The organism is Paenibacillus sp. FSL R5-0636 (assembly GCF_037974255.1).
Classification (GTDB): domain Bacteria; phylum Bacillota; class Bacilli; order Paenibacillales; family Paenibacillaceae; genus Paenibacillus_AQ; species Paenibacillus_AQ odorifer.
Genome location: NZ_CP150232.1, coordinates 6,492,962 through 6,505,638 on the forward strand (window position 1 = coordinate 6,492,962; position 12,677 = coordinate 6,505,638).

The 12,677-nt window shown below is 43.6% G+C and carries 8 protein-coding genes; 3 read left to right on the top strand and 5 right to left on the bottom strand.

The features are described 5' to 3' along the window. Positions 1 to 124 precede the first annotated feature (124 nt). From rfbA to MKX34_RS29780, 3 genes are all read left to right on the top strand, one after another. Positions 125 to 1,003, top strand: a complete 879-nt coding sequence (gene rfbA, locus MKX34_RS29770) for a glucose-1-phosphate thymidylyltransferase RfbA (protein ID WP_076297063.1) — start codon at positions 125 to 127, stop codon at positions 1,001 to 1,003. A gap of 17 nt (positions 1,004 to 1,020) precedes the next feature. Then, the gene (gene rfbC, locus MKX34_RS29775; protein ID WP_076205752.1) at positions 1,021 to 1,575 is read left to right on the top strand and encodes a dTDP-4-dehydrorhamnose 3,5-epimerase; all 555 of its coding nucleotides are present in this window, start codon (positions 1,021 to 1,023) and stop codon (positions 1,573 to 1,575) included. A 190-nt stretch (positions 1,576 to 1,765) separates the two neighbouring features. Beyond that, positions 1,766 to 4,519: an O-antigen ligase family protein gene (locus tag MKX34_RS29780; protein ID WP_076297062.1), complete on the top strand. Its 2,754-nt coding sequence runs from the start codon at positions 1,766 to 1,768 to the stop codon at positions 4,517 to 4,519. A gap of 75 nt (positions 4,520 to 4,594) precedes the next feature. On the opposite strand, the gene galU is transcribed toward MKX34_RS29780, so the two are convergent. The 5 genes from galU to MKX34_RS29805 all read right to left on the bottom strand — a co-directional run bounded on the left by galU (position 4,595) and on the right by MKX34_RS29805 (position 12,222). After that, positions 4,595 to 5,482 carry a UTP--glucose-1-phosphate uridylyltransferase GalU gene (gene galU / locus MKX34_RS29785; protein WP_036678633.1) on the bottom strand — a complete coding sequence of 296 codons (888 nt, stop codon included), beginning with the start codon at positions 5,480 to 5,482 and terminating at the stop codon, positions 4,595 to 4,597. 323 nt (positions 5,483 to 5,805) lie between these two features. After that, positions 5,806 to 8,328 (bottom strand): U32 family peptidase, encoded by a 2,523-nt coding sequence (locus tag MKX34_RS29790; protein WP_076297061.1) that lies wholly within the window; start codon positions 8,326 to 8,328, stop codon positions 5,806 to 5,808. 517 nt (positions 8,329 to 8,845) lie between these two features. After that, entirely contained in the window at positions 8,846 to 10,759 is a 1,914-nt protein-coding gene (locus MKX34_RS29795; RefSeq protein WP_076297060.1) for a stalk domain-containing protein, read from the bottom strand. Positions 10,760 to 10,786: 27 nt separating this feature from the next. Then, on the bottom strand, positions 10,787 to 11,848 hold the full coding sequence (locus MKX34_RS29800) for a trypsin-like peptidase domain-containing protein (RefSeq protein ID WP_256717641.1): 1,062 nt from the start codon (positions 11,846 to 11,848) through the stop codon (positions 10,787 to 10,789). A gap of 164 nt (positions 11,849 to 12,012) precedes the next feature. Beyond that, on the bottom strand, positions 12,013 to 12,222 hold the full coding sequence (locus tag MKX34_RS29805) for a DUF2759 family protein (protein ID WP_036678627.1): 210 nt from the start codon (positions 12,220 to 12,222) through the stop codon (positions 12,013 to 12,015). Positions 12,223 to 12,677 lie beyond the last annotated feature (455 nt).

A 12,677-nucleotide genomic window follows, 5' to 3' on the forward strand; every position in this document is an offset into this window, starting at 1 on the left:
TAACTTCTTGTTTAATAGACAAATCAAGAATTTCCGGCGTACAATAAGAATGGAATGTCCAAGATACTAAAAAGATCTCATATTTTACAATTTTTATATATACTAAGGAGAGTCGATACGAGTCATGAAAGGTATTATTCTCGCTGGAGGAAGCGGTACGCGCCTCTATCCGCTTACAATGGTAACCAGTAAACAACTGTTGCCGATTTATGATAAGCCAATGATCTATTATCCTCTATCCACATTAATGCTAGCAGGCATTAAAGACATCCTAATCATCTCAACCCCTGAGGATACGCCACGTTTTCAAAATCTGCTCGGCGATGGATCACAGTTTGGTATTTCTCTACAATACATTGTACAACCTAGCCCTGATGGATTGGCTCAAGCCTTTATTTTGGGCGAAGAATTCATTGGTGACGACTCCGTTGCCATGGTCTTGGGCGATAACATTTATTATGGAAATGGAATGACCAAGCTTTTAAAGCAAGCCGCTACTAAGGAACATGGTGCAACAGTATTCGGATATCATGTGCAAGATCCAGAGCGTTTTGGCGTTGTTGAGTTTGATGGAAACGGCAAAGTGCTGAGTGTGGAAGAAAAGCCGGAACATCCTAAATCGAACTATGCCATTACTGGCTTGTATTTTTACGATAACCGGGTAGTTTCGCTGGCTAAGGAAGTAATGCCTTCCAGTCGAGGAGAGCTTGAAATTACCTCAATTAATGAAGCTTACTTGAAAATAGGCGAACTAGATGTCGCATTACTGGGACGTGGCTTCACCTGGCTTGATACCGGAACTCATCAGAGTCTGGTCGACGCGACCAATTTTGTCCGTACGATTGAGGATCATCAAGGAATTAAGATTTCCGCTCCGGAAGAAATCGCATATATTAACGGATGGATTACGAAGGAGCATCTGCTAGAGTGCGGGCAAAAACTGAGTAAAACTGGTTACGGTCAATACCTGATTAAAGTAGCCATCGGTAAAATTCAATATTAAAGAACGGAGAGTGAACCATGAAATTCACACCAACAGAACTAGAAGGAGTGCTTATTATAGAACCCGCTGTCTTTGGGGACCATCGAGGTTGGTTTATGGAAACCTTCAGTGAAGCCAAATTTCAGGAACAAGGACTACAACTGCAATTTGTGCAGGACAATCATTCCTTTTCTGCCACCAATGGCACACTACGTGGACTTCATTACCAAGTTAATCCCAAAGCGCAAACTAAACTTGTCCGTTGTACTAAGGGGGCGATTTTTGATGTAGCGGTGGATATTCGACGCGGAAGCCCGTCATATGGAAAATGGTTCGGCATTGAGCTTACCGCTGATAACAAGAAACAATTGCTGATTCCCAAGGGCTTTGCTCATGGATTTATGACTCTCACAGATGACGTGGAAGTTCAGTACAAATGCGATGAGCTGTACGCACCGGAATGCGATGGCGGTATCCTATGGAATGATCCTGAGATTGGCATCAAATGGCCAATTCATATTCAACCAGTGCTTTCTGCAAAGGATGAAGGTGCCCCACTGTTCAAAAATTCTTCGCATAATTTTGTATACTAATTTTTGGAGTGCGTTCTGGCTACATAGCTGTAGTCTGGGGCGCTTTTTTTAATAGAGCCCCCATATAGTATCTAGATAAAGTTATTCATTCACTTATAGTAATTAACATCATAGAATCTGATTAAAGTAGCTCAATGATTATCTAATATGCTAAAATATTGTCGTACCTACAGGAAAAGGAGATTATAACGTGTCGAAACCAGTATACGGTAAAAACGCCGCTCAGTCGAGAAATGTTGAAAAGATAGCAAGTCCGATATGGGCATTAGTTGTTGCTTTCATTTTATTTTTGTGTTGGGCCCCATTTCAAGTGGGATTATTTAACGGACAGCAATTAGACTTCGAGAAGCCAATTTATGTATCTTCATTACTAAGCGGCCTTTTGCTGCTAGTATGCCTTGGCTTATACTACAAAAAATTCAAAATTGATGAACAGAGGGACTTAGTAGCTTCTGCTTCTATATTACTGCCCCTGACCTACGCTTTATCATTGTTTGTCGCAGTTTCGCATTATACGTCGATGAATATGCTGTTTATTCAGAGCATGTATGTTGCAGTCTTCATTATAGCCTTTTATCTCTTGAAGCAAAAGCAAGTAAATGTTGTCATTCAAAATGCTATAATGGCGATTGCATATTTTATAGTAGGTTTTGGACTCTTAAATTGGCTAGGCAGCAGTAAATTAGCTGGTGCTCTGGTAGGCTGGTTCTCAAATACCGTACGAAATGATATCTATTTAGATGCAGTTATGAGTGACTCTAATGGACTCCGGCTGACTTCGATCTTTCAGTATGCGAATACATACGCTGCATTCTTAATGGCTTTTCTCTTTGTAGCAATATTCGCGCTTATTCGCTCTAAAAAATGGTATGGAACCTTGACTCATGGCTTTATGTTAGTGCCCATCATTGTGTCGATCTTGTTAACCTTATCTCGCGGTGGCTTAGTCTTGCTACCCGTAGTATTCATACTTCTGCTTCTATTCCTAAAACCCGCACAGCAAATCCTTTGGATTCTGCATCTAGGAGTAGCTGGTATTGTATCTTTGCTCATTACGACACCCGTAACTAACCTAGGAATTGAGTTAAACGCAAATTTCACTTCTTCTTCCGCTTTAAAAGGCTGGGCATATCTATTAGGAGCTTCACTAGTTGTAGCTGCTCTATCTTGGCTCATTCAGCGTTTTGTCGCTCCACGGTTGGATGCAAAACTAAAGAATTGGTCGTCACGTAAACTGACAGGTCTTTGGATCCCACTCGGATCTGTCGCTCTAGTAGCTATTGTAGCTTTCTTACTTATCGGTACAAGTGCAAAAAGCATCTTGCCTGATAATATGGAAACTCGTCTTGAGAACATCAATTTCCAACAACATAGTGTACTTGAACGGATTACTTTTTATAAAGATGCCATGAAGGTAGTAAAGGATTATCCAATCCTTGGTGCTGGTGGTGGAGGCTGGTCCTCACTATATGAACATTATCAGAATAACCCTTATACTAGCCGCCAGGTGCACAACTTCTTTCTTCAATTTTTAATCGAGGTTGGGATTCTTGGTTTTATCGTATTTATGGGTTTCATTCTGTATATTTTCTATAAGTATATTCGCGGGTATGTAAAACGGGATAAAAATGATTTTGAGAATGGCTTCTTCTATCTAATCATTGCTTTATCGATTCTTGTGCACAGTTTACTTGATTTCAACATGAGTTATGCCTTTATGGGGATACTCGTCTTCCTTGGACTGGCTGGGATGGCAGTTGTGATGGACAGTAAAAAGTTAAGAAAAAATTGGAATAAAGCCGGTATTCGGCTTGGGTATTTCGCAGCTCTCACAATAGGTACTGTATTCTTGTTATTCCTTTCGATCAGCTATATTGGCTCCAGTAATGCTGCTCTAAAGGGTAAGAATCTAATTAGAGTGAGCACTTCCTATGAAGAAATTAAAGCGCCGTTGGTTAAAGCTTTAAAAACCCGCCCTAATCATCCTGAATCAGCTATCTCTTTATCTGCCATTGATATGACGGTATTCAAACAAACGCAAGATGAGCAATTTCTTGTTGAAGCAAATAATGTATTAACTCGAGCGCTAAAAGATGAGCCTTACAACAAATATCTTTTAGCTCAAATGGCGGGCTACTATGATTTAAAGGGTCAAAGTGACCTTGCATACAATGTTTACCTCGATAATGCTGATAAGTTCAATTGGGATATTAGTTGGTATGATACTCTCATCAGCCGTTCTTTTGCATTAGGTCAGCAAGCACTTAATCAAAAGGATGAGACAAAGAAACAAGAGTATTTCAATGAAGTGCAAGAAGCATATAATCACGTTCTTGCTGGAATAGAACATTTGAAGACTCTTCCACCAGAACAACTGCAAGGGCGTCCTTTCTCAGTAACGCCAACTATTGCTTTAAACGTTGGCAAAATGCAACTTTTATCCGGACAAGAGGATGCGGCGAAGACCACTCTCAAGCTTAATTCAGATGCTAATTACACGGATATTATGAACAGTGAAACTCCATGGGATATAAATTGGTACAGTTCACTCATCAGCCGTTCATTTGATTTGGGGCAGGCAGCTTATGCACAACAAGATAATCCAGATAGAATAGACAACATGAAAGCTTGCTTTGTTATTGGGCTTTTGGCCTACGATCATGTACTTGCGGATAATGATCCTTCGAAGACATTTACTCCGGATGTGACACTGAAGGTAGGGAAAATGCAATATATGTCTGGAAAGATACAAATTGCAGCCTCCATCTTAAAAACAGTCTTAAGCCAAGATTTCGCTGATGCAACCAATCGTGAGATTGCTCGTTGGTACCTTGCTGCACTGGCGAAAACTGGTGGCGAGGATCAGGCACTATACGATTCGCTGATCGCAGCTGATCCTGCGGAAGCAGCACAAGTTGAGGCCATTACAAATTCACAATTTTAATAAAAGAAAGAAACCATAAAGGCGCGCCACTGTAATAACAGCGGCGCGCCTTTTTTTAGATTATATGAGATTTACTTATAGCCCGACCTTAGCTGCTTCGCTCTCGACAAGCTCTTTCATATAACGAAGCAAGTCATCTTTAAGCTCCTCGTGTTGAAGTGCATAATGAATGGTAGTCTGGATAAAGCCCATTTTCTCACCAACATCATGACGTTTACCTTCAAAGTCATAGGCAATAATTCGTTCAACCTCGCTTAGACGTGCTATCGCATCAGTAAGTTGAATCTCTCCACCTACACCTACCTGCTGCTCACCTAGCATATCGAAGATACGTGGAGTTAAGATGTATCGTCCTAAAATTGCTAGATTAGAAGGAGCCTCTTCTCTCTTTGGCTTTTCTACTAGACGATTAGCTTTATATACCCGTTCTGCCAAAGGCGAAGCATCTACAACACCATACCGTGATACTTCTTCCCATGGAACAGGCTGAACACCCACGATAGAAGATTTATACTCGTCATAAACATCTATCATCTGTTTGAGACAAGGTTTATTCGCTTCAACAATATCATCGCCTAGCAGGACAGCAAACGGTTCGTTTCCTATGAATTTACGTGCACACCAAATCGCATGTCCGAGACCTCTTGGTTCTTTTTGACGAATGTAGTGGATATCGGCCATTTCGGAAGATTTGCGAACGGATTCAAGCAGCTCCCACTTCTGCTTCTCAGCCAAGTTAAATTCCAGTTCAAATGAGTTATCAAAGTGGTCTTCAATCGCACGTTTGCCTTTCCCCGTTACAATAATAATATCCTCGATCCCGGAAGCGACTGCTTCTTCAACAATATATTGGATCGTTGGTTTATCTACAATCGGTAGCATTTCTTTAGGCATTGCTTTAGTTGCAGGTAAAAAACGAGTGCCGAGACCTGCGGCGGGAATAATCGCTTTACGGATCTTCATCACATTAACTCCTTCTATCGTATACTCTTTTCAATTACATATCTGTAAGTACCCTAAAACGGCATATTTCTTTCAATTATAGCAGTTACAGCACATTTATGTCAGAGTGTTTGTTATATTTGTATATCTATTCCAATGAAATAAGAGGGCAGGAATTATAATCATTTATTGCTATTTTAAATACTTTGCTGACCCCATAATATACTACTATTTAGTATATGCAAATTAGGATGAGGACGAGATCAAATCTAATAAAAAGGGCTAAGCAATACCAGCATCTACCTGGTAGTTACTTAGCCCTTATCTTTAACTCTTAACTCTTATTACTTCGCGTTCACCAATTGCCCACGCGTTACGCCAAGTTGGTTAGTAGCCTTTAGGCTCTTCCATACCTGCGTCCCAGAGATTTCACCACGCAGAGCGCGGCTGTAGAGGCTGATTACCTCAGCCACTTGCTCTGGCGTCTCTTCCAAGAACTCAACACGGTATGAAGATACTCCTAGGTCACGGAAATTGTTCAAATACTCCGCACCAGACTGCTCAACAGCGTTATAGACGGTATTACGGCAGCCTTCATCCACACGAACTGGATGTGACATTCCAATACGGTCTTGCAAAGAAGCACGGTGCTCTTCACAAGGACGACCACAGTTCGTATAGTCAGTGCCTTCACTCATAAAGGTACAGTACACACAGTGTTCAGTATGGAACATCGGCAAATGCTGATGGATAACGACCTCCATCCGGGAAGTATCGCTGTGCTCAAGCAGATCGACCATCTGTTGAATGTTCAAGTCATAGGATGGCGTTACTATGTCACAGCCTGCCTCAAGGAACAAATCCACTGCTTTATGATTGGCGATATTCAATGAGAAATCGCCAATCAGGCGTGGATGCACAGCATCCGGTTGCTCCTGGCGGCGGCGCAGATAATAATACAACGCGCCTGTATTACGCACGAGCACAGCATCCGGCTGCAAGCGAAGAATATTCGCGTGGTAGCCGTTCTCGCCCGGCATATGAATGCGCGGCGTGGCCAGCGCTATGCTGGCCCCTGCAGCCCGTACCGCATCTACCGCTGCCGGGAACTGCTTGATAAACTCGAAGTCGGCGTAGATGTTTCTCACGCCGGCCTCGAGCGCAGCCTGCACCTGCGGCAGGCTGCGGCACAGCGCGGTGAGCTCCGCTTCACCAGCGCGCTGCGGAGCGACACCCCTGCGGGTGGCGTCGCCGTAAACCTCGATCGCCCGTTTCACGTAGACGGGCGGTTTCGGGCGCTCGCCCGCAAGCAGCTCCACCGCTTGGCGGCGGATGCTGTTCAGCTCGCGCATAGGGACGATGACTTCGCCTTGCAGATGCGACTCCAACGCGTCAAGCTGGAACACGGTCCCGCCCAGGCGGCCGAATTGTTCTTCCAGCAGCGCGGTATCCATCGGACGCTTTTGCGCGGCTTCCAGCGCGAGCTCCGAGTCCACACGGACGGTAACGTTCTTCTGAATGTCCGTCCACCAAGTCGTCAGCTTCTCGCCGACGCAGCCTTGCACTCTAACATGTACCGGAAATACCCGGTACGGCTTTTCGGTTTCATAAGTCTGGCGCAGCGCCTTATCTAACGCAGGGTCATTTGTCTTCCAAATGCGGTCACCGACATTTAGACAACGAAGATCTACATCATTACGACCGGCTACGATGTCGATGATCCAACCTTCTCCGGCTTCGCCTTCCAGCTTCACACCTTTACGACGAAGGTCGTAGACACGACCGCCTTCTTCTTTTTTCGTCGGATCCCCAGCGTCAAAAACAATTCCGTCCCCACGCTTAAGCGGTGCATGAATACGGCAGACCACTCCGTCACGCAGAATTTGCTCAACAGTCCCCAAATATACACCACGGCTTTTTGGGAAAGTCCCGTCTACCAGTTTCTTATTGTTCGTTCCATCCAGGAAACCATGTGTAAACCCGCGGGAGAAGCTTTGTTGCAGCTCACGCACCTCCTCCTTCGAAGGTTTAGACAGATCGCCTTCAAAATACCGATCAATCGCTTTACGATACTTACTAACTACATTCGCTACATATTCCGGGCTTTTGAGGCGACCTTCGATTTTAAAAGAAGTCACACCCGCCTCGATCAGCTCAGGCATTAGATCAATTGCTGCCAGGTCCTTAGGAGAGAGCAAATAAGTTACGTCTCCCATAGGTTTTACCTCACCATCCACCATCAGATCATAAGGCAGGCGGCAAGCCTGCGCACATTCACCGCGGTTGGCAGAACGTCCGCCCCACATTTCAGAGGTCAGACATTGACCGGAGTAGGAAACACACAAAGCACCGTGTACGAATACTTCCATCGGCAGGCGGGCTTGCTCCCCGATCGTACGAATTTGTTTCAGATTGTTCTCACGACCTAATACCACACGTTCCAAACTAAAAGGTTTAGTAAACTCGACCGCTTCCGGCGAAGTAATGGTCATCTGTGTCGATCCGTGAATCGGGAAATCCGGTGAGATTTCGCGGATCATTTTGACCAAACCTAAATCTTGTACAATTACTGCGTCCACGCCAGCATCCACGCATGCATCAATCAGTTCTTTTGCATCAGACAATTCATTTTCAAAAACCAGTATATTAAAGGTCAAAAAGCCCTTCACACCATAGCTATGCAAAAACGCCATAATTTCCGACAGCTCGTCCATGCGAAAGTTGTTCGCTCTGGCCCGTGCATTAAACTTCTCTACGCCAAAAAAGATAGCATCCGCTCCGTTTGCTACCGCTGCACGCATGCAGTCCCAATCACCTGCGGGTGCCAATAGCTCCACGTCTTCTCTGCGTATTTGTTGCTCTTTCATTTATATCCTCCCAAACCGCCATTTGACGGGTCATTTCTAGTTGATTAACTTGATAATTGTATCAAATATCACACTTGAGCGCTATGCGTTTACCAACATTTATATAGAATAAAAGTCATAATGCTGTCAGGAAGCTGACTTCTTGCTCTTTACTCCATGAATGTTGTAGAACATGCAACTTTATTGCCCAATTCAGCGCTTCGACAACTAAATGTTGTACATAAAGCATCATTCTCACACTCTAGTATCGACAACTGGCACAAAAAGTTGCAACATTTACAACAATTCACTAGGAATATCGTGACATACAATAGAATGTTGTATCAAATCGAATACACTAATCCACCCTTTAGCTATTCACATTATGCCCAACTTGGATAACATTGGGTCCAATCCCTTTTCCCTCTTTATACAAAAAAAGAACGCCCCAAGCCAAATCGGCAACTGGGACGTTCTTCGTCTGATTGAATTATACGCTTCTATTCGTGTGTCAGCTACGACATTGGTACTCTTTTAACTACTTGCTGCCTGTAAACCGAAACGATTGTAACGTCTTGTCTAATAGAGCCTGCTGTTCTGCAGTGGCATTGGCATCATTCAGCGTAACGGTAATCGTGTAGACCACATCATTTTTGCCGAAAACAACCTGCTTGCTGCGAAAAGGGATGCCATTTTTGATTTGATGTGCAGTTATGATCGTAGCAGGGACATCCGCAAAGGTAGACTCCACTACACTTTCTATACGAGGGCCTTTGGGATCATTATTTTTATTTTGATAAGCATCTTTGAGAACATTAACTGTATAATCCACTGAACCCTCGGATTTTGAGTTGATCTGTAGACGTCCTCCGCTGAAGCGATATTCAATCGACTGCGTCTCAAAAATATCCTGATAAGGTGTCCATAAACTTGGAATATCAATGGCATAACCGTAGGTTTTGGATACTTTGGTTAATGTCTTATTTTTGAGCGTCTTATAATCATCACTAGCGAGTCGCCCGAAGTTCTCCTTCAGCAGATCAAAATCAATATCAATAGAGGATATGATGGCTTTGAATTTTGCCTTATCGTCATCTTGCCCAGCAGCTGTTACATATTCAAAATAATAGCGATACCCATTTTTGAGTATGAGAGCTTGATATTCTGTAGTAACACCGTTGCCGTAATTTAGCTGCAGCTCATTGATTTGTGCAGATACACCGGAGATCTCCGACTTGTTGCTGTCTTTCAGAACATAAGCATCCGCTACAAAGTTCTCTTTAGTTTTCGTTTTCAGATCTTCAGCCCAGCTCTCTAGTGTAGAACCAGCAGGTGCCGAGGTAACCGCCACACTCAGATGACTTCCCTGCTTACTCTCGTAATAGAGATGCTGGTCGTCCTTACTCCAATCTGCGGGAACCTGTAGCGAAATCCCATAGTCCTCATTGTACGCGTCACGCAATCCATTTTTGACCGTAGAAAGATCACGGATTTTTTTGTTTTTAGTATCAAAAGAAGGCTGGAAAGAGTTAAGTAATCCTGTGTATTTAGCAAAATCTTTATAATTAACTGCTTTGTTATCCGTCAAATAAATCTCGTAGAGTCGACCTTCAGCATATAACAGTCTACTTTCCCAGAGCGCTCCACTGGAATCTTTACTGATCAATCTAGCATAAGGTATCGCGGCTTTGGGGAACGACTCCCGATCCAATATCAACTCCCCACCTGCCTCGACCTCCCGAACCAGCTGTTCCAGCAGCCCTTCCGCATCTACCGCAACCGCCTGGTCAATTACATGAATCTCCACATAATATAGATTGTCCGCACTTGAAAAGGTAGCCGCACTTTCATCCCCACCGCTATTTCCAGCGATCAGCCCAGAGGGATAATTCAATGTCCATTGAAAATAGCTGTTTCCAATTTGAGTCTTACCAACATCGCTGTCAATCCCAGTATCCTCTGGCGTATCTTCTTCGTTGTCTACAGGAACTAGGGTAACCATAAGCTCACCCCCACTCCCTTGAGTAAGGGTCGCACCTAACACATCAGCCACAAAACGTAGCGGTACCATCAGCACATCTGAAACCATCCGGGGCGCTGAGCCCAGTTTAACTTTGATTCCATCCTTCCAAGCGATATCACTCCCAATCGTCATCACCCCTGAATGAGTACCGTAGGTTACTTTTACAACATCGTTCTGCTCTAAGGAAACATTGCTGCCAAACGTCTTTTTAAAAACCCCAAGCGGGACCATAACCGTTCCGTTCTCCCTATAAGGCCGCTCGATAGCCACCTTCTTACCATTCACCGTAGCTGAAGTACTGCCAACTTTTAGACTCAGCTGTAGCTTGTCTCCTTCTGAAGCTAATACTGTTTGTATGGGTAATATAGAAAAAAGCAGTAATACGGCTAACATCGCACAAAATCCTTGCTTTAAAATTTTTAAGCCCATTTACCGTCCCCCTCTCCAGTTTACTGATCACTCTTCCGCATGCTCGTCCTCATCCGCTTCATAATCATCTCCGCTTAACAACGGATCACCTTGAGTGAGCACGAGTTTACGGACGACGATATCCCCATCGCTTTGCATAACCAGCCGCACAGTTGCTCCCGGCAGGTAGCTTTTGAACAATTCATTAATATCAACTAGTGAGACCACACGATGCCCGTCGATGCTATATAAGACGTCCTCTTCAGCAATCCCTGACTTGAGTGCTTCTGAAGACACCACCTTCGTGACGGACAGCGGGTCCAGCGTTGGCAATCCCACAACCGTAGACCAGCTTGCCTCCAGCTCTAGCCCCAGACTCGGATGCTGGACCTCACCATATTTTAAAAGCTGGTTCATAATATACTGCACAGTATTCGCTGGAATCGAAAACCCCATATTTTCCACACCCACCGCTGAGTATTTCAGGCTGTTGATTCCCAGCACCTCACCTTTCATATTTACTAGCGGCCCTCCGCTATTTCCGGGATTAATCGCTGTGTCACTCTGGATAAGACGATAAGCCGCATCTACCTCACGGTTAAGACCACTTATAACGCCTACAGTCGCTGAATTTCGTAGAGAAAAGCTAATCGGTGTTCCGATAGCAATAACCTTCTCCCCAACCACTGTTTTGCTATTCGCTGGAATAAACTTGGCGGGCTTTAAATGGGTGGCATTGATTTTGATCAGCGCCAGATCACTAACTTCATCCAGATATGTTTCTTTAACGCTGTAGGTTTTGGAGTCCGAAGTGACTACTATGGCATTTTGCAGATCCTTGATTACATGAGCATTGGTTATAATCCATCCGTTCGATTTCACAATGATGCCGGAGCCATGCGTCAGATTGTACCGATCATCCAGGCCACTATTCCCGCCACTCTCATCTTTGCCGATAATGCCCACAACAGAGGGAGTGATACTTTTAATAATTCCAGGTATCGGATCTTCTGCCGCTGCTTTACTAACCACCTTACTAGTACTATCAAAAGCAAACACCGACTGACTCCATACTCCCGACAGCACTACGCCGCACAGTAATAGACCCAATCCTTTCTTCACCAGCTTCTCCCCAATACTCCTCATTCCTCACCAGACCCTCTCTTTGCTCATGGATAAATTTTACATTATATTATTTGAAAAAAGACGCCTTCAATGCGCCCATGGCGTTAAAGGAGTCTTTTGGTGCAAAGCTGTTCAATTTAGTTCTTTCATTAACTTAACCAATGCATCACCATGGCATAGTCAGAGATCACAAAAACCAGCAAGCTAACGGCTCCAAAACCAATGGCAAATTTGTTCTTCTGGGGAGCTTTCAATAGTCGAACAACCCCGACCAAAATCAAGATGGTAAATAAAATCATAAACACATCAAAGGTATGAAATTTAGACGGTCCTTGCGCGGCAACTTCTGCAAGCAGCATAACCTTACCTCCTCAAAAATGTTGTCAAGCAAGATCCAGTAATCCCCATATCACCTTCTATGTTATCGCTACCATTTGGGCGATGCAATAGGTTTTGTAGAAAAATTATGTATTTGTCGCAAAAAATATATTTTATCCCTGCAAAATCCGTAATATTGATGAGATTGATCACTGACAATTGAGTGCAACATAGTGAAAAGTGCTGTGAGCCCAGTCAACTCTTTCGTCGTGAAGGTTACAATAGAAAGTCCGTTAACCGCTTTAGAGATGAGATAAATTGAGCAGTGAATTGAAATTTAGAACTTAGAACTTAGAACTTAGAACTTAGAACTTAGAACTTAGAACTTAGAACTTAGAACTTAGAACTTAGAACTTAGAACTTAGAACTTAGAACTTAGAACTTAGAACTTAGAACTTAACATTCTGAGCTCAAAATTTAGGTTTTTAAAGAATTA